General features: G+C 67.6%; 24 protein-coding genes. 5 read left to right on the top strand and 19 right to left on the bottom strand.

The genetic code is table 11. The features are described 5' to 3' along the window. Positions 1 to 57: 57 nt before the first annotated feature. The 4 genes from ACLML9_RS11280 to ACLML9_RS11265 all read right to left on the bottom strand — a co-directional run bounded on the left by ACLML9_RS11280 (position 58) and on the right by ACLML9_RS11265 (position 7,419). The gene (locus ACLML9_RS11280; RefSeq protein WP_411945464.1) at positions 58 to 1,359 is read right to left on the bottom strand and encodes a SidA/IucD/PvdA family monooxygenase; all 1,302 of its coding nucleotides are present in this window, start codon (positions 1,357 to 1,359) and stop codon (positions 58 to 60) included. A 159-nt stretch (positions 1,360 to 1,518) separates the two neighbouring features. Then, positions 1,519 to 5,046: an amino acid adenylation domain-containing protein gene (locus tag ACLML9_RS11275; RefSeq protein ID WP_411945463.1), complete on the bottom strand. Its 3,528-nt coding sequence runs from the start codon at positions 5,044 to 5,046 to the stop codon at positions 1,519 to 1,521. Positions 5,047 to 5,300: 254 nt separating this feature from the next. After that, entirely contained in the window at positions 5,301 to 6,242 is a 942-nt protein-coding gene (locus tag ACLML9_RS11270; protein WP_411945462.1) for a methionyl-tRNA formyltransferase, read from the bottom strand. Positions 6,243 to 6,369: 127 nt separating this feature from the next. After that, the gene (locus ACLML9_RS11265) at positions 6,370 to 7,419 is read right to left on the bottom strand and encodes an AMP-binding protein (RefSeq protein WP_411945461.1); all 1,050 of its coding nucleotides are present in this window, start codon (positions 7,417 to 7,419) and stop codon (positions 6,370 to 6,372) included. Between the two features lie 389 nt (positions 7,420 to 7,808). Here ACLML9_RS11265 and ACLML9_RS11260 point away from each other — a divergent pair, with 389 nt between their 5' ends. From ACLML9_RS11260 to ACLML9_RS11250, 3 genes are all read left to right on the top strand, one after another. After that, positions 7,809 to 8,516, top strand: a complete 708-nt coding sequence (locus ACLML9_RS11260) for a siderophore-interacting protein (protein ID WP_411945460.1) — start codon at positions 7,809 to 7,811, stop codon at positions 8,514 to 8,516. A gap of 63 nt (positions 8,517 to 8,579) precedes the next feature. After that, positions 8,580 to 9,533, top strand: a complete 954-nt coding sequence (locus tag ACLML9_RS11255) for an RluA family pseudouridine synthase (RefSeq protein WP_411945459.1) — start codon at positions 8,580 to 8,582, stop codon at positions 9,531 to 9,533. A 144-nt stretch (positions 9,534 to 9,677) separates the two neighbouring features. Further along, complete coding sequence (locus tag ACLML9_RS11250) at positions 9,678 to 10,421, top strand: lysostaphin resistance A-like protein (RefSeq protein WP_411945458.1); 744 nt, start codon at positions 9,678 to 9,680, stop codon at positions 10,419 to 10,421. Positions 10,422 to 10,438: 17 nt separating this feature from the next. Here the strand turns inward: ACLML9_RS11250 and ACLML9_RS11245 are convergent, their stop codons facing one another. Together ACLML9_RS11245 and ACLML9_RS11240 are read right to left on the bottom strand one after the other, a co-directional pair. Further along, on the bottom strand, positions 10,439 to 11,035 hold the full coding sequence (locus ACLML9_RS11245) for a hypothetical protein (protein WP_411945457.1): 597 nt from the start codon (positions 11,033 to 11,035) through the stop codon (positions 10,439 to 10,441). Between the two features lie 141 nt (positions 11,036 to 11,176). Beyond that, on the bottom strand, positions 11,177 to 12,307 hold the full coding sequence (locus ACLML9_RS11240; protein ID WP_411945456.1) for a tRNA-dihydrouridine synthase: 1,131 nt from the start codon (positions 12,305 to 12,307) through the stop codon (positions 11,177 to 11,179). A gap of 118 nt (positions 12,308 to 12,425) precedes the next feature. Between ACLML9_RS11240 and ACLML9_RS11235 the strand changes: the two genes are divergently transcribed. Beyond that, complete coding sequence (locus ACLML9_RS11235) at positions 12,426 to 12,752, top strand: winged helix-turn-helix transcriptional regulator (RefSeq protein ID WP_411945455.1); 327 nt, start codon at positions 12,426 to 12,428, stop codon at positions 12,750 to 12,752. A 163-nt stretch (positions 12,753 to 12,915) separates the two neighbouring features. Here ACLML9_RS11235 and ACLML9_RS11230 read toward each other — a convergent pair whose 3' ends face one another. The 13 genes from ACLML9_RS11230 to rpsJ all read right to left on the bottom strand — a co-directional run bounded on the left by ACLML9_RS11230 (position 12,916) and on the right by rpsJ (position 18,998). Then, positions 12,916 to 13,350, bottom strand: coding sequence for a type II toxin-antitoxin system VapC family toxin (locus ACLML9_RS11230; protein ID WP_411945454.1), 435 nt, complete (start codon positions 13,348 to 13,350; stop codon positions 12,916 to 12,918). After that, positions 13,347 to 13,589: a ribbon-helix-helix protein, CopG family gene (locus ACLML9_RS11225; protein ID WP_411945453.1), complete on the bottom strand. Its 243-nt coding sequence runs from the start codon at positions 13,587 to 13,589 to the stop codon at positions 13,347 to 13,349. Before ACLML9_RS11225 ends, ACLML9_RS11230 begins: the two co-directional genes overlap by 4 nt. A gap of 133 nt (positions 13,590 to 13,722) precedes the next feature. Next, positions 13,723 to 13,995 (bottom strand): 30S ribosomal protein S17, encoded by a 273-nt coding sequence (gene rpsQ / locus ACLML9_RS11220; protein WP_030522690.1) that lies wholly within the window; start codon positions 13,993 to 13,995, stop codon positions 13,723 to 13,725. Beyond that, on the bottom strand, positions 13,992 to 14,231 hold the full coding sequence (rpmC, locus tag ACLML9_RS11215; protein ID WP_030522691.1) for a 50S ribosomal protein L29: 240 nt from the start codon (positions 14,229 to 14,231) through the stop codon (positions 13,992 to 13,994). Before rpmC ends, rpsQ begins: the two co-directional genes overlap by 4 nt. Next, positions 14,231 to 14,647 carry a 50S ribosomal protein L16 gene (gene rplP / locus ACLML9_RS11210; protein WP_062999052.1) on the bottom strand — a complete coding sequence of 139 codons (417 nt, stop codon included), beginning with the start codon at positions 14,645 to 14,647 and terminating at the stop codon, positions 14,231 to 14,233. Before rplP ends, rpmC begins: the two co-directional genes overlap by 1 nt. A gap of 3 nt (positions 14,648 to 14,650) precedes the next feature. Further along, a complete protein-coding gene (gene rpsC / locus ACLML9_RS11205) occupies positions 14,651 to 15,448 on the bottom strand; it encodes a 30S ribosomal protein S3 (protein WP_265802594.1) in 798 nt (265 codons plus the stop codon). Continuing rightward, entirely contained in the window at positions 15,449 to 15,847 is a 399-nt protein-coding gene (rplV, locus tag ACLML9_RS11200; protein ID WP_030522694.1) for a 50S ribosomal protein L22, read from the bottom strand. Beyond that, entirely contained in the window at positions 15,844 to 16,125 is a 282-nt protein-coding gene (rpsS, locus tag ACLML9_RS11195; RefSeq protein ID WP_030522695.1) for a 30S ribosomal protein S19, read from the bottom strand. The genes rplV and rpsS overlap by 4 nt, the downstream gene beginning before the upstream one ends. Positions 16,126 to 16,139: 14 nt before the next feature. Then, positions 16,140 to 16,976, bottom strand: a complete 837-nt coding sequence (gene rplB / locus ACLML9_RS11190; RefSeq protein ID WP_411945452.1) for a 50S ribosomal protein L2 — start codon at positions 16,974 to 16,976, stop codon at positions 16,140 to 16,142. Between the two features lie 33 nt (positions 16,977 to 17,009). After that, positions 17,010 to 17,315 (bottom strand): 50S ribosomal protein L23, encoded by a 306-nt coding sequence (gene rplW / locus ACLML9_RS11185; RefSeq protein WP_357422066.1) that lies wholly within the window; start codon positions 17,313 to 17,315, stop codon positions 17,010 to 17,012. Further along, positions 17,312 to 18,016, bottom strand: coding sequence for a 50S ribosomal protein L4 (rplD, locus tag ACLML9_RS11180; protein WP_411945451.1), 705 nt, complete (start codon positions 18,014 to 18,016; stop codon positions 17,312 to 17,314). Before rplD ends, rplW begins: the two co-directional genes overlap by 4 nt. Beyond that, positions 18,013 to 18,678, bottom strand: a complete 666-nt coding sequence (gene rplC, locus ACLML9_RS11175; protein WP_411945450.1) for a 50S ribosomal protein L3 — start codon at positions 18,676 to 18,678, stop codon at positions 18,013 to 18,015. The genes rplD and rplC overlap by 4 nt, the downstream gene beginning before the upstream one ends. Before the next feature lie 14 nt (positions 18,679 to 18,692). Continuing rightward, complete coding sequence (gene rpsJ / locus ACLML9_RS11170) at positions 18,693 to 18,998, bottom strand: 30S ribosomal protein S10 (protein WP_003938093.1); 306 nt, start codon at positions 18,996 to 18,998, stop codon at positions 18,693 to 18,695. 462 nt (positions 18,999 to 19,460) lie between these two features. On the opposite strand from rpsJ, the gene ACLML9_RS11165 reads away from it, so the two are divergent. After that, a partial coding sequence (locus ACLML9_RS11165; RefSeq protein ID WP_411945449.1) for a DUF4442 domain-containing protein occupies positions 19,461 to 19,764 on the top strand: 304 nt, incomplete at its 3' end.

The raw sequence follows: 19,764 nt of genomic DNA, 5'->3' as shown, positions 1-19,764 counted from the left end.
CAGGGCCCGCCGGACCACCGGCACTCGACCGGAAACGCTCGCCGTTCCACCTACCGCTCAGCGCGCCGTGGAACTTCCCCGCATCCGGCCGGCGATCGAGCGGGTGCGATCGGGTTCCGGTCCCAGAATGCGATCCGACAGTTGGCCGAGGCAGCTGAGGTTCGGAAACCCCGGCCCCTGCGCCAGGCCGGCCAGGTTCGGAAGGTAGAGCTTGGTGTCCAGACCCGAGACCGCCAGATCGTATCCGATCGATGATTCCAGGCGCTGCTGGGTGATCGGACCGCCGAGAGCCAGCTCCACCAGATCGGCGGCGTCGGTATCGAACATATCCAGGAACCACAGCGGTTGGCCGCCGGTCGCGTCCACCACAAGGTCGAAAGTGTGCACCCGGTCTGCCCGGTTCTCGTTGCGCAGGGTGAGGGCGACGCTCCCATCCTGATCCGCCACCTGCACGACGCGCCCCTGCAGATGGTGTACTCGGGCATCACCGAGCAGGTTCTCCTGCACCCGTACCGAGAAGACACCCCGGTCGGTACGCCGGACGACATCGCGGCGCTCCTCGATACTCAGCCCGCGCCATTTGGCCGGATCGCTGAACAGCGAGTTCTCGAAATAGCTCTCGCCCCGGGTGTAGATCGTGGCGGCCGGGGAGATCACCGAGAGGGTCAGCACGTCATGGTGGACCAGTTCGTCCATGGCCGAGCCGGCGGTTTCGCCGCCGCCGATGACCGCGGCCCGTGACGATACCGGCAACTGCCGGCGCCCGACCAGATCCCAGAAGTCGGCGATACTGAGCATCTTCGGGTGATCGGCCAGCGCCCGGCGACTGTTGCCGGGCCCGGTGATCATCAGCCGTTCCGCTTCGATATCGGTGGCGAGGCCGTCGGCGTCCACCACCGAGACCACCCAGCCCTCGGCGCCTGCCGAAACCTTGCGCACCGCACCGGCGACAAGTTCGACATCGGTCTTGTCCGCGACCCACTGCAGGTATTTCGCCCATAGGTGATGCTGCGGACCGGGCCGCCCGCGATCGATCCATTCGGCATAGGTGCCGCGTTCCACCAGGAACGACATCCAGCTGAAGGCCAGCATGGCCTCGTCGATCTCCCGGTGGCGATTACGCGCCCACACCGAGTGGTACGGGAAGCCGATATCCTTCTCCGGACTGGTTCCCAACCGGTGCTGACCGTTGGTCCAGCCCCCGCTGGGCAGCCAATTGCCGCCCACCGCATGCGCCTCCACCACGATCACCTGCGGCGCGGGCAGACCGAGTTGGCGCAAGACCTGTGCTTTCGCCGCGACCGCCATGGCTTTCGGGCCCGCGCCCAGCACCAGAAGTCTGTCCACCGGTTCTCCCATCTCCATCACACCCGCCCGGCGAGCCGGACACTCGACCGCAGCCGGAAGCATCACGCTCTGCGGACCACCCTACCTATGTTTGCGTAGGCTTACCTAAATAATGCGGCACACATTTCGCCCCACCGGCTTCCCTGCCGATCCGGAACCCCGCGGTCCCCACTAGGTTTGCGCGAGCACTTCGGCATCACTCATCTCCGCGACCTCGAGGTACACCCGCGCGACCTGCGCCAACCGACCGGGTTGCGGATCCGCCGCGGTCAGCCGCTCGGCCAGCGCGGCGATCGTGCGCGCGGCGAAGATATCGGCGACCAGCGCGTGATCGGCATCCAGCCACTCCCGGATCCGGGCGATCGCGGTGGTGGCCAGCACCGAATCCCCACCCAGCTGAAAGAAATCGTCGTGCACACCGAGCTCGGTACCGCCCAGAACGCCCGCGAAGATATCGAGCAGCGCGCTTTCCACCTCGTTGCGCGGCGCACTGTCGGCCGCGCCCTCGGCGGCGGATTCCAGCAGTGCCAGTACTGCTCGCCGGTCCAGTTTGCCGTTGCCGGTCAACGGCATGGCATCCAGCAACTCGATGCGGGACGGAATCATGTAGCCGGGCAGCCGATCCGCGATCGCCGCCACGACATCGCCCGCGTCACCCTGCGCACCGACCACCGCGGCCACGAGCCTGGGCGCGTTCGACCCCAGCACGGCCGCCACCACGTGCCGCACCCCGGGGGCGGTCCGCAAGGCGGTCTCGACCTCGCCGAGCTCCACCCGGTAGCCGCGGATCTGCACCTGGTGATCGGCGCGCCCGAGGAATTCGATCGTACCGTCGGGCCAGTAGCGGGCCATATCGCCGGTTCGGTACCAGCGCAGTCCGTCGTGCTCGACGAATCGCTCGGCAGTCCGCTCGGGGTCGTTGCGGTAGCCGATGGCCACATTCGCCCCACCCACCCAGAACTCACCGGGCACCCAGTCCGGGCAGTCGCGGCCGGCCGCCGAGACCACCCGGCAGCGCACATTGCGCAGCGGCACCCCGAACGGCACCGTCGACCAGTGCGCCGGCGGCTCGGCAACCTCGCAGATGGTGTTGTGGATGGCGGTCTCCGTGGCGCCGCCCAGGCCGGCGAACCGGCAGCCGGGCACCTGCCGGGCCAGGCGGCGAGCCAGGTCGGCGCCGACCCAGTCGCCACCCAGGGTGACCGCGCGCAGCGAATCGCCGAGTCCGTCCCCGCCGATCTCGAGGATCATATCGAGCATGGCGGGTACGCAATTGAGGATCGAGACCCGGTGCCGGCACAGCAGTTCCACCCAGGAGGTGGCCTCGGCACGCTGTTCGGCGTCCACCGCCACGATCGAACCGCCCGCGGAGAACATACCGAAGATGTCGTAGACCGAGGCGTCGAATTCCAGGGCGGACAGCGCGAGCACCCGGTCGGCGCGGCCCACCCCGAACCAGTCGTTCACCGCGTCGATGGTGTTCATCGCGGCAGCGTGCGAGACCTCCACGCCCTTGGGCACTCCGGTCGAACCGGAGGTGAAGATGATGTAGGCCAGGGCGGCCGGGTCCATCGCAGCCGGGGCCGGCAGCGGATCCGCGTACCGCGCGGCCGTGGCCAACGGCAGCACCCGGATCGCCTCGACACCCATATCGGCGCCCTCCACCGTGAGCGCCACCGTGATATCGCCGGTGCGCAGGATCTCGGCGCGACGCCCGGCCGGCTGGTCGAAACCGATCGGCACATAGGCACCGCCGGCGGCCAGCACGCCCAGCACCGCGACGATCTGATCGGGCCCCTTGGGCAGTTGCACCGCCACCGTGGTTCCGGCGGTCACACCGGCGTCGCGCAGCGCACCCGCCACCGCCAGCGCTCGCCCGGCCAGTTCACCGTAGGTGAGACCGCCGTCTACCCCGTCCCGCGTCCATACCACCGCCGGTAGCTGCGGTTCCGTCGCCGCGAGATCGAAAAGCCCCTGATGCAGGCAGCGTCCACTCACCGGCCCGTCCGTGGCATTCACCTTCGCCCGCACCTGCGCCTGCGCCACGGGCAGGCGCACCGGAGCCTCGGCCTCCCAACCGGCGGGACCGTCGCACAGCCGCGCCACCGCATCGGTGTACCGGGCGAACATCGTTTCGACCATCCCGGCCGGGAACGCCGATTCACGCACATCCCAGTTCAGCAGCAGCCCGCCGTTCACCTCGGTCACCTGTGCGTCCAGGGTCACCTGCGGGCCCTGCGAGATGATCCACACCGGCGCACCGAATGTCTCGGTGACGGTATCGGCGAAGAGTTCGCCCAGATTCAGGGCGCTGGTGTAGACGATGGGCGCCAGCACCGGCTCGCCCCGGTGACGGCCCAGATCGCGCAGAACCTCCAAGCCCGAATACGCCGTGTGCGCGCCACTTTCGTGCATCGCACGCTGCAGGGCCCGGGCTCGTTCGGCGACGGTCACATTCCCGGTGACATCTACTTCGAGCATGATCGACGAGCTGAAATCACCCACCACCCGGTCCACGCCGGGATGGACCGGTTCCCGATGGAACAGCGGGACATTGAGCAGGAATCGGCTCTGCGCCGACCAGCCGCCGATGGTTTCGGCGAAGACCGCGGCCAGGGCCATGGCCGGGGTGAGTCCGCGTTCGTGGGCGGCCGCGAGTAGGCGCTGCCGGTCCTCGGGCGCCAGCCAGTGGTTGTAGCGGACCGTGTGGCGGTCGTCGGAATGCTGACCGGCCGGTGCGGCCGGAAGTTCGGGGGCGCCCGGCATCGTGGCGAGCCGGTCCTGCCACCACCGCCGGTCGCGCTCCCGCGCTGCCGCGTCGATGACCCGCTCGGTGCGGTATCGCCGGTAAGTGTAGGTCTGCTCGGGGACTTCGCGCCCGTGGTAGAACTCGGCCAGATCGGCGACCAGGATGCGGTAGCTCATCGCGTCGCCGGCGATCATATCGACGTCCAGATGCAGCCGGGTCCTGCCGCCGGGGCACAGGCTGAGCACCACCTCCAACATCTGACCCGTCTCGATCGCCAGCCGCTGATGGGTCATCCGGTCCCGTACCCGCTCCAGTTGGGCCGCGGCCGCTTCGGCGGAATCCCCCCGCAGGTCCACCACCGCGAACACCGGCCGTCCGGGTTCGGGCAGCGTCTGCTGGGTACCGTCCGGCAGCACTCTGGTTCGCAGCATGGGATGGGCGGCGACCAGGTCTGCTACCGCTCGTTCGAGTCGTTGCGCATCGACCGCGGCACCGTCGAACTCGACGTACAGATGGGCGGCGACACCACCGAGCTCCTGCTCGTCGGAACGGCCGATCCAGTACGCGTGCTGCATGGGTCCCAGCGGGAAAGGTTCGGATTCCGCGGGTAATTCGGCGCGTCCGTCGGTCGCGGCCGGTCCCCCGGCCGGCACCGGCTCGGGCGTTTCCGTCCGTACATCTGCTCCGCTGTCCGCTTCCGGATGGCGCGGCGCAGTGAGCAGGCGGTACCAATCCGCCACGGTCGGCGCCGCGACCAATTCGGCGAAGTTGATGTCGTGGCCTCGTTTACGCCACCGGCCCGCGAGCTTCATGGTGCGAATGGAGTCCAGGCCGAGCTGGATGAGATCCGCATCGCTGCCGACCTCGTCCACGGCGACATCCAGTTGTTCGGCGACCGCGGCCCGGACCTCGTCGACATCCACCACCGAAGCTTTCCGCCCTGACTCCATCACCGCTGCCACTCCTTCGTCTTCCACGGAAATGCCGCGCAAGCAGCGTAACCCACATAGATAGGGTTGCCTAACCTTATGTGAGCCGATCCGGGCGCACCTCACACACCGGAAGTTCCGGAGAACCCACTCACCGCCGTCGACAGCCGATGCGGCGGAGACGGACCCGACAGCCGATGCGGTCGCCACCCGGACTCCCGCCGCGGAGCACAGGCCCTCCGTCCCGCCACCTCACGAACGGGCAGCCGGCGAGCTCACTCGGGAGTATCGGTGAGATAGCCTCCGCGCCGGAAGAATTCGGCACCGCCGTGTTCGACCCCGGCGCCATCGCGGACGGTGGTGATCAGCAACCCGTGATTGTCGCCGCGAGAGGCGTCCGGCCCGCACACGACGACGCCTCCGCCCTCCTGCACGATGACCCGGCCCGGCGTACCGCCGTAGCGCGCGGCCGACACCGCCGATTCCAGAACCTCGATCCGCTGACCGCGGTAGTAGGAGAACGCGCGGGGATAGGGCGCGGACAGCGCCCGGACGAACCGCTCCAGATCGGCGGCATGAGCCCGCCAGTCGATCCGGCTGTCCCGATCGGAACGCTTGTGGAAGTAGGTGCGCGCCGCTTTGTCCTGCGGCCGCCATTGCGCGGTCCCCGATTCGAGCGCCGCCAGCGCCTCGTGTACGGCGCCGGGAATGAGTTCCATACCGGCGAGCACCAATTCGGTACCTGTGGCGGCGGGGCCGATGGGCAGCGAATGCTGCACGAGGATATCGCCGGTGTCGAGTTGCTCGTCCATTCGATGTACCGTCAGGCCGAACTCGGTGGCACCGCTGATCAGCGCCCACAGCACCGGCGAGAAACCGGTGAACTTCGGCAGCAGCGAATCGTGCAGGTTGAGAGTGCCGTGGGTGGGCATGTCGTACAGCTCCGGCGGCATCCAGGTGTACCAGCTGTTCACCACGATGACGTCCGGCTCGGCCCGTTCGACCAGAGCGATGGTCGCGGCATCGGCACGTTCGGTCAGATGCACCGGTATCCCGTGCTCGCGGGCCAGCTCCTCCACCGAATCCGACCAGATCCCCTTGTAGGAGTCCGCACTGGCCGGATGGGTGACGGCGAGTACCACCTCGTGCTCGGAATCGATCAAGGCCTGCAGAGTCTTCCGCCCCCAGGTCTGGAACCCGAACGAGACGATACGCATGAAGAAACCCCATCTGTGGAAAGCTGGTCGGACAACAGCTCCGGCACGCCGGAGAAGAATCGCCCGCGCGAGCGAGCGATGACGAGCGTGCGGATCCCGGCGACCATCGGGGGCGGCCGCCCAGACCTCACGATTCGATGATCAGCCGGCCTTCCGCAGTCCACCGGCCACGCTGCGCGGTCCGGAACAGCCGGGCGCCGGGTTCGTACGGGTCGGCCACGAACCGGTCCCGCTCGCCACCGTCGGCCAGGTCCGCCGCGAGGGCCCGGCCACCGACGTACACATCGCCGACCGCGCCGGGCGGCACCAACCGGCCTTCGTCGAGCAGGAGCACCTTCGCACCCGGGACGGGACGCGTCCACCCCGTGGGCGCCAGCGGACCGCGGGCGACCGCGCCGAGGTAGGCGCGCGAATGGTAGGCCACGGTCGCCACCGCATCGGGCGACAGGCACCGCACGGCTTCGAGCAGTGCGGATCCGCCGTAGGTACCGACCAGGTCCCAGCGCGCCACGGTCGGCAGCAGTTCGATCCCTTCGGCCATCAGCAGAACCGGCAATTCGGCGTCCGCGACCACCTGGGTGACACCGTAGGACTCGATCAGTCCGGCGAGCAGCGCCGGATCCCGGCGCTGCGTTTCCGTCGGGACCACCACGGAGGCACCGGCGGACCAGGCCGCCAGCAGGTCGGCGGCATTCTGCGGATCGCTCCACGGCAGCGCCAGCAGGCGGACATCCGCGGGCCGGGCCGCCGGATCGACACGCCGCAGGCGGCGATCGGCGGCGACACCGCGCCGGTCGGCGACGGCCACCGCGAGGGCGTCGGCGCCCAGCAGCAGCCCGCGGCCGCCGAGTCGCCCGACACCGACCCGGGAAGCGGTGACGATTTCGGCGAGCAGGGCGGTGACGCCGGTCGCGGTGGGGACCGCGGACGAGCGGTGCACACCGCTGAACCGGTCGGTGCCGCCGAACAGGTCGCCATAGGTCAGCAGACCGTCCGCGCAGCGCGCCGCCACCCTGCTCTCGGGGATCATGCGGCCGTGCCGGAGCACGGTGACCAGGGCACAGACGTCACCGGGTTCGACACCCGTCGCCCACTCGCCCAGTATCCGTTCGCGCTCGACGGCCGTCGGGCCGGGTAAGACCAGTGGGTCGATCCCCTGGACGTCGACGACAGTCATCAGCCACCTCCTGCTACGGACAGCGGAGCCGGAGTCGACCACGATGGATCGGTCACCGGTTCTCCGCTACTGTTCGGGACGACCGCGGCGGCCGAACCAGCGTCAAGCTTAGGCTTACCTTACATTGCAAGAGGGCAATTCTCCAGATCGCATCCGGGACACTTCGGCAAGAATTGCTTAGGCTAAGCCAACACACCGCGTTCCGCTGGCTGCGCGGATCCCCGCACACCCGTGGTGACATTCCCGCTACCGCCGATCCCCTATGCGACAGGCTGTTCCAGTCGCCGGCCGCCGGCCCGCGAACGTTCGTGCCGGATCAGTCCGCATGCTATGCCGCACCGGCTCCGGAAGGCCCGACCCGGGCGCATAGTTAGGTTAAGCTAACCTTTATGGGTAGAGGCAGTAATGGCGTAATCATGAAGGTGTGGCGGGCCGACGACTACCGGCTGACCGTCACCTCCACGGAGCGGCTCACCGACAAGTACGTCCGCATCGGCTTCACCGCCGGGGGTCTACTGGCCGATCACCCGGTGCACCCCACGCAGTTCATCCGGCTGTGGATCCCCGACGCCGAAACCGACAAATTGCACCACCGCGGTTACACCCTCATCGACCAGGACCCCGACAACGACCATTTCCACATCGAGTTCGCCGTGCACAGCGGACCGGCCAGCCAGTGGGCCGAACGTGCGCAGGTCGGCGATGTCATCGAAACCTCGGTACTGGGTTCCAAGTTCGAACTGCCCGCGACCGCACCCGGCGAGTACGTGATCTTCGGCGATTCCGCTTCCCTACCGGCGATCAACACGCTGCTCGAATCGATCGGCGACGTCCCGGCCCGCGTCTGGCTGGAATGGCAGTACGAATCGGACACCGGCCTGCCGGTCCGCAACAAACCGCACCACGAGGTCACGTGGATCCAGCGCATCGACGACGGCCGTGCCATGCGCGAGCAGGCCGAACAGCTCACCGTCGCCCCGGATGCCTTCGCCTGGGTCGCCTGCGACACCGCCAGCACCCGCGCCATCGTGAAGAGCCTGCGGTCCACCCACGCGCTGCCGAAAACGCAGATCAAAGCCCAGGGCTACTGGAAGTAACCGCCGTCACCGGCCGCGGGCGGCCCGGCCGGCGCCCGGGCCGCGCGGACTATGCTGCGACCGGTGAGAAGAAGGCAGCAGCCGCCGCTGCCGAAGCGGTTCGGGCTGGACCCGGCCCGGTTGCGGCTGCCCGAAGAAGGCGACTGGGCGACCGTACGCGACCATCTGGTCCATCGGCTGCCCCGCGTCGATCCCGCGCGCATCGACGAAATGCTGCATGCCGGCGAGATCGTCGATCTGGCGGGGCCGCTCACGCCCGACGCACCCTATGCGCCCGGGGGCGCGGTCTGGTTCCATCGCGATCTGCCCGACGAGAAACCGGTACCCTTCGACCTGCCGATCGTCTACCGCGACGGCACCATCCTGGTCGCCGACAAACCGCATTTCCTGGCCACCATTCCGCGCGGCAGTCATATCCTGCAGACCGCCCTGGTCCGGCTGCGCCGTGAACTCGACCTGCCCGATCTGATCCCCGCGCATCGTCTCGACCGCGCCACCGCCGGTCTGGTGTTGTTCGTCGTGGACCCGGCCCGCCGCGGCGCCTACCAGACGCTGTTCCAGCGCCAGCGGGTCCGTAAGGAATACGAGGCTGTCGCCGGATTCCGCAGCGGACTGGTCTTCCCGCTGTCTCTGGAGAGCCGCATCATCAAGGAGAAGCACGTTCTGGCCGCGCAGGAGGTGGCCGGAGCGCCCAACGCGCGGACCCGGATCGAGTTCATCGAACGGCGCGGCGATATCGCCCGCTACCGGCTGCTCCCCGCGACCGGACGCACCCACCAGTTGCGCCTGCACATGAACTCACTGGGCATCCCCATCCTCGGCGACGATTTCTATCCGGTGATCACCGATAAATCCGTCGACGATTTCACTCGCCCGCTCCAGCTGCTGGCCGCCACCCTCGAATTCACCGACCCGGTGACGGGCGAGAACAGACGCTTCGACAGCGGCCGCAGCCTGCAGGCCTGGACCGATCCGCAGGGCTGGGCCGGGGACGTGGAACCCGCCCCCGGTTCCTGAATATCCCGGGCAGACCGGGGCGCCGATCGCCCCGAGCTGCCACGACCGGCATCGACCGGGTCGGCCAGGGTGGGCCCGCCGAACCCACCCTGTCGTGTTCGAGCCCGCACCGCGTGCTCTCCGACCGTCCGTACACTGGGCCGAATGCTCCAGCCGGTTACCGAGGAAACAGCTGCTCCGCGCCCCCGAGTCCACGCCTACACCGATGTGGCGGTCGTCGTGGTGGTGCTCACCTGCACCAATCTGATCGCCCATTTCACCACCGCGTGGGCGAATATCGTGAGCGTGCCGATCGCCGCCCTGGTGCTGCTGGGTCTCATGCGCCGGCGCGGCCTGCACTGGTCGGAGCTGGGCCTGTCGCCCCGGCACTGGCGGACCGGGACCAAATACGCGCTCGGCGCGGTGGGGGTGGTGCTGGCAGCGGTGGTCATCGGCGCCGCGCTCCCGCTGACCCGCCCGTTCTTCCTGGCCGACCGCTATGCCACCATCTCCGGCGCGCTCATCGCCTCGATGATCGTGATCCCGCTGCAGACGGTGATCCCCGAAGAGCTCGCCTTCCGCGGGGTCCTGCACGGCACCCTCGATCGGGCGTGGGGCGCCCGGGGCGTCTTCGCCGCCGGATCACTGCTCTTCGGGCTCTGGCATATCGCCTCGTCCCTCGGGCTCACCGCGGGTAACCGGGGCCTGTCCGAATTGATCGGCGGCGGGCCCGCCGGCCGAATCGCCGGGGTGCTGATCGCCGTCGCCGCGACCGCGGCCGCCGCAGTCGTGTTCACCTGGCTACGCCATCGCAGCGGCAGCCTGCTGGCACCCATCGCCCTGCACTGGGCGGTCAATGGGGCCGGCGCCCTGACCGCCGCGCTCCTCTGGCATACGACCCTGGTGTGAGCCCGCCGGCCGCGGGATCAGCAGTGTTCGCAGATACCGGTGGCCGGGAGCTGGATGAAGCAGCTGGAGCACACCACCGTGCGGGCTCCGGTTTCCGGTTTGTGCGCGGTCGTGGCGGTGCGGGTGGTGGCGACCGTCCGCCGGGCGCTACCACCGCGCGGGATCAGCGGCGGGGTGCCGCCGTCCGCGGGCACATCGGCACCGTGGGCCGCGTAGCAGGCCCAGCGCGCGTACGCGGCGTGGGTTTCGATATCGGCCGGCACCGGTAGCGCCGCCAGCTCCAGCACGTACTTGTAACTGTCGCTGACCTTCAGATTGCGTTTCACACACAGGGCCGTGAGCGGCGGCTCGCCCGCATTGTGGCAGCGCCGGGCGACTTTGCGCAGGATCGCGTCCATCCAGGTGCGGGTCGGGGCATCGGTGTGCACCCCTGACATCTCCTGTACCCGGTCGGCGAGTTCCTGCACGGTGACGAAGTATCCGTACTCCGTCGCCGTCTCGGCCAGCACCTCGTGCGCGGCCATCGCCCAGGCCACCGCGGCATCGCGGAAGGTAACCGCTGTACCGTCGTCGATCCGCCAGGCCCCCGAAATCGTTGTCGCAGCGTCCCTCATAGCTCGTACACCGTAGCGCCGTGGACCCTGGGGACGTCAACCGCCCTCCCCTATATCACATTTCGGGTGCCGGAACACACATGGTGAACAGCGCTCACCTCGGCGGCAGGAATGCCTCCGGAGCGACCAGTCGCCACTGCGCTATCGGACCACAGAAACCTGTTCGCGCCGCGCCCGAGCCCAGGCGCGCTGACCGGCGAGCGTCACCACAGGATCGAGCATCCCGCGATCGAAAGCGGCCGGCCGGTCCCCCGGCGCGATCACCCGCGGCCAATCCGGGTTCGCGAGCGCGCCGCGCCCGAGCGCCACCAGATCCGCGTGCCCTTCCTCGAGTACCGTCCGCGCGAGCTCGGGCCCGTGCATACCGCCGTTGGCGATCACGGGCAGCCCCGTGACCGACCGGGCCAGCCGGGTAACGGTCTCTCCGGAGTCCAGGACGGCGGTGTCGTACCAGTCCCGGCCCTCGCTCGCGAGATGCAGATAGTCGACCCCCGCCGTGCCGGCCGCGCGGAAGATCGTCTCGGCCTCCCCCGCCCCGGACCACCGATAGGCGAAATCGTTGACCTTGGTCTGGGAGAGCCGCAGCCCCACCGGGAATTCCGGCCCCACCGCCGTCCGTACCGCCCGCACCACTTCCACCGCGAACCGCACCCGGCCCACCGGATCGCCGCCGTACTCGTCGTCCCGCTGATTGGTGTAGGCAGTGAGGAACTGGTCGATGAGATACCCGTTCGCGCCGTGGATCTCCACCGCGTCGAACCCCGCCGCCCGCGCCCGCTCGGCCGCCGCACCGAACCCGCCCACAATCCGGCGGATATCCGCGCGGGTCGCCGCCTCGGGCAACGCGAACGGACCTTCGCCGCCGTACGCCGCCATCTTGGCCCCCAACGGCTGCACCGCCGACGGCGCGATACTCCGGTCGCCGTAATGATTGCCCTGCACGAGCGCACCGGCGTGCATCAACTGCAAGGCGATCACCCCACCCGCCGCGTGCACCGCGTCGGTGACCATCCGCCACGCTTCGATCTGGCGCTGGGTCACGATCCCGGGCTGGTCCGGGTAGGCCTGGCTGAACTCGGCGTCGATATAGGTCCCCTCCGTGGTGATCAGCCCGAACCCACCCGCGGCGAACTCCGCGTAGTACTCCGCCATGGCGTCCGTGGCCACGCCGTCACCCGCGGTACTCACCCGCGACATGGGCGCCACGACCGCCCGATTACGCAACCGCAACGCGCCGATCCGCACCTCGGACAGAACAGGATGGATGGTCACAGGAACTCCTCGCACTCGCCGGAAACCGCTTCGGGAACAGATTCCGCGCTACCCACCCTTCGTACAAGTACGGTCTTTTCTGTGCGGTAGGCACATTCCGTATACCCATGGAGGTCACATGCACGAGGACGTACCGGATTACTGCACGGTCGAAGCCGCGATGGAAGTGGTCGGCGGCAAATGGAAGATGGCGATCGTCAACCATCTGTTCGACGGCACCCTGCGCTTCGGCGAACTCCGCCGCGCCATGCCCACCATCACCCAGCGCATGCTCACCCGCCAACTCCGCGAACTCGAAGCCGACGGCTTGGTCCACCGCACGGTCTACGCCGAAGTACCACCGAAGGTCGAATACGACCTCACCGAACTCGGCGCGAGCCTGCGGCCGGTGGCGGAGTTGCTCGAATCATGGGGCGAGCGTTACCGGCGCGGGGCAGCCGTATGACCACGGCGGGCTGACGGGCGTCCAACCTGACCAGCACCTGACGACAGTCCCTCCCGGACAGCAAAAATATCCTCGCCTTTTCCGTACTCGACCAACCGCTACCGCCCGGTGGCCCACGTGGGCCTCGCCGGGGCAACCGGACTCGGCCTCCGGGCGTAGGGCACTACATGTCCGCAGGCAGGATCCGGAACGAGCTGAGACCAGGTGTCAGCGGTTCGATCGCACGGAAATCGCGTTGATCGAGTGTGAAGACGCAGTCGGTCTTGTACTTGTCTGCGAGCGCAACACCCACCGCATCGGCAAGGTCGAGTTGCAGTCCTTCATATTCGGCTCGGACCGCCTGCGCCGTGGACAGGTCGACGTGTTTCAATTCGGCGAGCCGGTAACTTCCGTCGATCGTTCGCGCCAGCAGCGCATCGGTGATCTTCATCGCCGCGGGAAAGCCGAGATCGCGACGAGTCAGGTGGTCCAGCTCGGTCAGCACCAGCGGCGAGATGATCAACATCTCGCGCTCCATCACCGACAGTGCTTGCTGGTGTTCCTCCTGGTCGGCATCGAATGCAGCAAACAGCGCAGAGGTGTCGGCAACGATGATCACCGGCGAGCCGACCGCTGCTTTATCTGGTGGTAGACATCATCGCGGATCTCGTCGACGCTGCGTGAGCGCCCACTGCGGAAGACCGGCAATGGGGCGTTGGCGCGTGGACGGTCGGAGGCATCCAGCAGCATCGCGATACCGCGGCGGATGAGTTCGGCCTTGCTCACACCGGTCGCCGCAGCCTCCGCATCGAGCCGGACCTCCAACTCCTCTGGGAGGTACACGGTGGTCTTCATCATGCCACATATGGTACCATCCGCCACGCAGTCGAGGTCCGTGCCGAAACAAGCCGCGCCCGGAGAGCAACGAAGGCCCGCCTCCCAACCGGGAAGCGGGCCTTACGTTTACGACCTTCTCAGCCGAAGAGCGACCTTACTTGGCCTTCTCCAGGACCTCGACCAGCCGCCACCGCTTGGTGGCCGACGTGGGCCGGGTCTCCATCAGCTGCACGCGATCGCCGACACCGGCGGTCTCGTTCTCGTCATGCGCCTTCACCTTGGAGGTGGTGCGAATGATCTTGCCGTAGAGCTTGTGCCGATGACGGTCTTCCAGCTCGACGACGATCGTCTTCTGCATCTTGTCGGAAACAACGTAGCCGGTCCGCACCTTGCGGGTACTGCGCTGCTCCTCCACCTTGTCACTCATGCCGCATCTCCCTTGTCCGCGGGGGCAGTGGCCAAACCGAGCTCGCGCTCACGCATGACCGTGTAGATACGCGCGATCTCGTGACGCACCACACGCAGCCGGCGATTGTTGGTCAACTGACCGGTCGCCATCTGGAAGCGCAGGTTGAACAGCTCTTCCTTCGATTCACGCAGGCGGGAGACGAGCTCCTCCTCGGTCAGCTCGCGGAGCTCTGCGGCAGGGGTACCGGTTGCCATCAGAACTGCTCCTCCCTCGTCACGATCCTGCACTTCATCGGGAGCTTGTGCATCGCGCGGCGCAGGGCCTCACGAGCGGTCTCCTCGTTCGGGTAACTCATCTCGAACATCACGCGACCGGGCTTGACGTTCGCGATCCACCACTCCGGCGAACCCTTACCGGAACCCATACGGGTTTCGGCCGGCTTCTTGGTGAGCGGGCGATCCGGGTAGATGTTGATCCAGATCTTGCCGCCACGCTTGATGTGGCGGGTCATCGCGATACGCGCCGACTCGATCTGCCGGTTGGTCACGTAGGCCGGTTCCAGTGCCTGGATACCGAACTCACCGAACGTCACCGAGGTGCCGCCCTTGGCGAGACCGCTACGGCTCGGGTGATGCTGCTTGCGGAACTTGACCTTGCGGGGCATCAGCATTGGTCAGCCCTCCTGCTTTTCTGCCGGGGGCTCGGCCACCGCGGTAGCGGCGCGCCCGGCCTCGGTGCTGGTCGCGGTGGTGCCGGAGGAACCGGAACGACGCGGGCGGTTCGGACGCTCCCGGCGCGGGCGATCCCCGGCCGGCGCGCTCGGGGCGGCCAGCTCACGCTTGCCACCGACGATATCGCCCTTGTAGATCCAGACCTTGACACCGATACGACCGAAAGTGGTCTTGGCCTCGTACAGGCCGTAATCGATATCGGCACGCAGGGTGTGCAGCGGGACGCGGCCTTCGCGGTAGAACTCCGAGCGCGACATCTCGGCGCCACCGAGGCGGCCCGAGCACTGCACGCGGATGCCCTTGACGTTCGGCGAACGCATGGCCGACTGGATGGCCTTGCGCATCGCGCGACGGAACGCCACCCGGTTGGACAGCTGCTCGGCCACACCCTGGGCGACCAGCTGCGCATCCGATTCGGGGTTCTTGACCTCGAGGATGTTCAGCTGGACCTGCTTCTTGGTGAGCTTCTCCAGCTCGGCGCGGATCCGGTCGGCCTCGGCGCCGCGGCGGCCGATGACGATGCCCGGACGCGCGGTGTGGATATCGACGCGGACCCGGTCACGGGTGCGCTCGATCTCCACCTTGGAGATGCCGGCCCGTTCCATGCCGGTGCCCAGCAGCTTACGGATGGCGACGTCTTCCTTGACGTAGTCCGAGTACTGCTTGTCGGCGTACCAACGGGACTTCCAGTCGGTGGTGATTCCGAGGCGGAAGCCGTGGGGGTTGATCTTCTGTCCCATTTACTTTGCCCCTCCCTTCCGGCGGCCACGAGTGCCACCGGCGGTGGGGACGCTCTCGACCTCGATGGTGATGTGGCTGGTGCGCTTGCGGATCCGGAACGCGCGGCCCTGGGCGCGCGGCTGGAAACGCTTCATGGTCGCGCCCTCGTCGACATACGCCGTCGAGATGACCAGGGTGTCGGGGTTGAGGCCGAGGTTGTTCTCGGCGTTCGCCGCGGCACTGGCCACGACCTTGGCGACCGGCTCGCTGGCGGCCTGCGGGGCGAACCGGAGCAGGTCGAGCGCGTCGGAGACACGCTTGCCGCGAACGAGGTCCACGACCCGGCGTGCCTTCATCGGGGTCACGCGCACGTGCTTGGCGGTCGCGCGCGCAGTCGGATTCTGCGTTTCTGTGCTCATCGCCGCTTGCTCTTCCGATCTTCCTTGACGTGGCTGCGGAACGTCCTCGTCGGCGCGAACTCACCGAGCTTGTGCCCGACCATGTTCTCCGAGACGAACACCGGCACGTGCTTGCGGCCGTCGTGGACGGCGAAGGTGTGACCGATGAAATCGGGGGTGATGGTCGAACGACGCGACCAGGTCTTGATGACCTGCTTGGTGCCCTTGTCGTTCTGCACGTCCACCTTCGCCTGGAGGTGGTCGTCGACGAACGGGCCCTTCTTGAGGCTGCGTGGCATTTCTTACCTCCTCCTTAGCGCTTCTTGCCGGTGCGACGGCGACGGACGATGAGCTTGTCGCTCGGACGGTTCGGCTTACGGGTACGGCCTTCCGGCTGACCCCAGGGCGAGACCGGGTGGCGACCACCGGAGGTCTTGCCCTCACCACCACCGTGCGGGTGGTCGACCGGGTTCATGACCACACCACGGACCGTGGGGCGGCGACCCTTCCAGCGCATACGACCGGCCTTGCCCCAGTTGATGTTCGACTGTTCGGCATTGCCGACCTCGCCGACGGTGGCGCGGCAGCGCACGTCGACGCGGCGGATCTCACCGGAGGGCATACGCAGCGTGGCGTAGGGGCCTTCCTTACCCAGCAGCTGGATGCTGGCACCGGCCGAGCGGGCCATCTTGGCGCCGCCGCCGGGACGCAGCTCCACCGCGTGGATGGTGGTACCGGTCGGGATATTGCGCAACGGCAGGTTGTTGCCGGGCTTGATATCCGCGGTCGGACCGGACTCGATCTTCGTGCCCTGCGCGATGCCCTTGGGCGCGATGATGTAACGCTTCTCGCCGTCCAGGTAGTGCAGCAGCGCGATATTGGCGGTGCGGTTGGGGTCGTACTCGATATGAGCGACCTTGGCCGGCACGCCGTCCTTGTCCAGCCGGCGGAAGTCGATCAGCCGGTAGGCGCGCTTGTGACCGCCACCGCGATGCCGGGTGGTGATCCGGCCGTGGCCGTTACGGCCACCGCTCTTGGTCAGCGGGCGGACGAGCGACTTCTCGGGGGTCGTCCGGGTGATCTCGGCGAAGTCCGAGACGGACGACCCGCGGCGGCCCGGGGTAGTCGGCTTGTACTTACGGATTGCCATGAGTTCTTCTCTGCTTTCTGGACTCCCCGCCGCCTACGCGACCGGGCCTCCGAAGATCTCGATGGGCTTGCTGTCGGCCGAGATGGTCACGAGCGCGCGCTTGGTGTTCTTGCGCTTGCCGTAACCGAAGCGGGTCCGCTTGCGCTTGCCCTGACGGTTGGCGGTGTTGACGCTGGTGACCGTTACCCCGAAGACCTTCTCGACCGCGATCTTGATCTGGGTCTTGTTGGAGTCCGGGTGCACGATGAAGGTGTAGGTGCCTTCCTCGATCAGCCCGTAGGACTTCTCCGAGATGACCGGCGCCAGCAGGATGTCGCGCGGATCGGCGATGGTGCTCACTTGCTCTCCTCCTGTGCAGCCTCGGCCGGGCCGTGCACGAAGGCGTTGAGCGCCTCGACGCTGAACACGACTACGTCGCTGTCCAGCACGTCGTAGGTGTTCAGCTGGTCCGGTGCGATGGTGTGCACGTATTCCAGGTTGCGGGCACTCTTCCAGGCGGCGATGTCATCGCGGCCGACGACCAGCAGGAACTTCTTGCGATCCGAGAGCTCGGACAGGAAGGTCTTCGCGGTCTTGGTCGAGGGGTCCTGGCCCGCGACGAGTTCGCTGATCACGTGGATCCGCTCGTTACGCGCCCGATCCGAGAGCGCACCACGCAGGGCGGCCTGGATCATCTTCTTGGGGGTGCGCTGGCTGTAGTCACGCGGCTTGGGGCCGTGCACGATGCCACCACCGGCGAACTGCGGAGCACGCGTCGACCCCTGGCGGGCGCGGCCGGTGCCCTTCTGCCGGTACGGCTTCTTACCACCACCGCGGACTTCACCGCGGGTCTTGGTGGAATGCGTGCCCTGGCGGGCAGCGGCCTGCTGGGCCACGACCACCTGGTGCATCAGCGCGATATTGGCGGTCACGTCGAAGATCTCCGCGGGGAGATCGACGGTGCCGTTGGTCTTACCGCCCAGTTCCTTCACCGGCAGGGTGAGGACGGCGGACTTGTTTTCAGTACTCGCCTTTTTCGTACTCACAGCGGAGCTGCTCATGCGTGCGCACCACCCTTCACGGCGCTCTTGACGATCACGACGCCGCCCTTGCGACCCGGGATCGCACCCTTGATCAGCAGCAGGCCGTTCTCGGTATCGACCTTGTGAACCGACAGGTTCTGCGTGGTGACGCGGTCGTTACCCATGCGGCCCGACATGCGCATGCCCTTGAACACGCGGCCGGGGGTGGCGCAGCCACCGATGGAACCCGGGCGACGGTGCACGGCCTGCGCACCGTGGGAGGCGCCCTGGCCACGGAAGCCGTGACGCTTCATGGTGCCGGCGAAACCCTTGCCCTTGCTGGTGCCGGTGACGTCGACGTAGGTGCCCTCTTCGAAAGCGGCGGCCGAGATCTCCTGGCCGACCTCGAAGGTGGAGGCATCCGCGATCCGGATCTCCGCGACATGGCGACGCGGGGTGACACCGGCCTTGGCGAACTGGCCGGACTCCGGCTTGTTCACCTTGCGGGGGTCGATGGCACCGAAGGCGACCTGCACGGCGCTGTAGCCGTCGCGCTCGACGGTGCGGATCTGGGTGACCACGTTCGGTCCGGCCTTGATGACGGTGACCGGGACGACCCGGTTCTTGTCGTCGAACACCTGGGTCATGCCCAGTTTGGTGCCCAGGATGCCGGCCGCGGGCCTGCTCTTGTTGTCAGTCATGTCTCGAGTCCCCGTCACTGGATATTGACGTCGACGCTGGCCGGCAGGTCGATGCGCATGAGCGCGTCCACCGTCTTCGGCGTCGGGTCGAGGATGTCGATCAGCCGCTTGTGCGTACGCATCTCGAAGTGCTCGCGCGAGTCCTTGTACTTGTGCGGCGAACGGATGACGCAGTACACGTTCTTCTCGGTCGGCAACGGCACCGGCCCGACGACCCGGGCCCCGGTGCGGGTCACCGTTTCGACGATCTTGCGCGCAGACGCGTCGATCGCCTCGTGGTCGTAGGCCTTGAGCCTGATGCGGATCTTCTGTCCCGCCACGCTAAGTGTCCTTTTCTCCGCTTTCGTCCGTGATCCGGATACCGGCTAGGGCGTCCGTACCACCTTCATTTGCACAGCCCGAACACACGATGACGTCTCAGTGGAGACCACGACCAGGGGTCAACCCAGTCCGTGCCGCTGTTCATCTGTCATGGTTCTCCGGTCCACGCGGTCGGGCGTGTCGCCCCTCCGCTCATTCCTCGGCCCCGGAAGAAAACTTCGATCGTGGCCTTCGGAACTGCGTCCCGGACGTACCCACATCGGCGAACGATGAGGTACTCGCTGGTTTTGCTCACCCCGCCCGGCCTGGTCGTTTCACAGAAACAACCGCCACCCGGGGCAAGGCAACCCGAACAGTATGCACGAGCCCCCCGAGGCGTTTCAAATCGGGGTCGGCCGAGGTCCGGCGCTGCGGCCACCATACCGCGCCACCGCTATCTTACCGATGAGTAAGATAGCGGTATGACGCATGAGAGCGGTACCTACCGCGGCTGGCGCAAACTGCCGGACAACCCCTTCGGCCACGGCCTGTTCTCCCTGTCGATGGTGGCCCGGGTGCCGTATTTCGCCACGGTGCTGCCCCGGGTGGTCCGGCTCGAACCCGGCCGCTGCGAGGTCAAAGCCCCCAAATGGTTCGGCGTGCACAACCATCTGGGCACCTTCCACGCCATCGCCGCCTGCAACCTCGCGGAAATAGCGATGGGCATGCTGAGCGAGGCCACCGTCCCCACCACCCACCGTGTTCTGCCGACCTTGGCCGGTGACA

Source organism: Nocardia sp. NPDC002869 (genome assembly GCF_046764065.1).
In the GTDB taxonomy this organism is placed as follows: Bacteria; Actinomycetota; Actinomycetes; order Mycobacteriales; family Mycobacteriaceae; genus Nocardia; species Nocardia rhamnosiphila.
The sequence above is the reverse complement of the archived record's forward strand: the minus strand, read 5'-3'. Positions and strand labels throughout refer to the sequence as shown.

Excerpts from the sequence above, each read along its gene's own strand:
- ACLML9_RS11280 (WP_411945464.1), bottom strand. The coding sequence starts at position 1,359 with ATGGGAGAACCGGTGGACAGACTTCTGGTGCTGGGCGCGGGCCCGAAA.
- rplC (WP_411945450.1), bottom strand. The coding sequence starts at position 18,678 with ATGACTGACAACAAGAGCAGGCCCGCGGCCGGCATCCTGGGCACCAAA.
- ACLML9_RS11225 (WP_411945453.1), bottom strand. The coding sequence starts at position 13,589 with ATGATGAAGACCACCGTGTACCTCCCAGAGGAGTTGGAGGTCCGGCTC.
- ACLML9_RS11275 (WP_411945463.1), bottom strand. The coding sequence starts at position 5,046 with ATGGAGTCAGGGCGGAAAGCTTCGGTGGTGGATGTCGACGAGGTCCGG.
- rplD (WP_411945451.1), bottom strand. The coding sequence starts at position 18,016 with ATGAGCAGCTCCGCTGTGAGTACGAAAAAGGCGAGTACTGAAAACAAG.
- rpsQ (WP_030522690.1), bottom strand. The coding sequence starts at position 13,995 with ATGAGTGACAAGGTGGAGGAGCAGCGCAGTACCCGCAAGGTGCGGACC.
- ACLML9_RS11245 (WP_411945457.1), bottom strand. The coding sequence starts at position 11,035 with ATGAGGGACGCTGCGACAACGATTTCGGGGGCCTGGCGGATCGACGAC.
- rpsC (WP_265802594.1), bottom strand. The coding sequence starts at position 15,448 with ATGGGACAGAAGATCAACCCCCACGGCTTCCGCCTCGGAATCACCACC.
- rpmC (WP_030522691.1), bottom strand. The coding sequence starts at position 14,231 with ATGGCAACCGGTACCCCTGCCGCAGAGCTCCGCGAGCTGACCGAGGAG.
- ACLML9_RS11250 (WP_411945458.1), top strand. The coding sequence starts at position 9,678 with ATGCTCCAGCCGGTTACCGAGGAAACAGCTGCTCCGCGCCCCCGAGTC.
- rplV (WP_030522694.1), bottom strand. The coding sequence starts at position 15,847 with ATGAGCACAGAAACGCAGAATCCGACTGCGCGCGCGACCGCCAAGCAC.
- ACLML9_RS11265 (WP_411945461.1), bottom strand. The coding sequence starts at position 7,419 with ATGACTGTCGTCGACGTCCAGGGGATCGACCCACTGGTCTTACCCGGC.
- rplP (WP_062999052.1), bottom strand. The coding sequence starts at position 14,647 with ATGCTGATGCCCCGCAAGGTCAAGTTCCGCAAGCAGCATCACCCGAGC.
- rplB (WP_411945452.1), bottom strand. The coding sequence starts at position 16,976 with ATGGCAATCCGTAAGTACAAGCCGACTACCCCGGGCCGCCGCGGGTCG.
- ACLML9_RS11270 (WP_411945462.1), bottom strand. The coding sequence starts at position 6,242 with ATGCGTATCGTCTCGTTCGGGTTCCAGACCTGGGGGCGGAAGACTCTG.
- ACLML9_RS11235 (WP_411945455.1), top strand. The coding sequence starts at position 12,426 with ATGCACGAGGACGTACCGGATTACTGCACGGTCGAAGCCGCGATGGAA.
- ACLML9_RS11260 (WP_411945460.1), top strand. The coding sequence starts at position 7,809 with ATGGGTAGAGGCAGTAATGGCGTAATCATGAAGGTGTGGCGGGCCGAC.
- rpsS (WP_030522695.1), bottom strand. The coding sequence starts at position 16,125 with ATGCCACGCAGCCTCAAGAAGGGCCCGTTCGTCGACGACCACCTCCAG.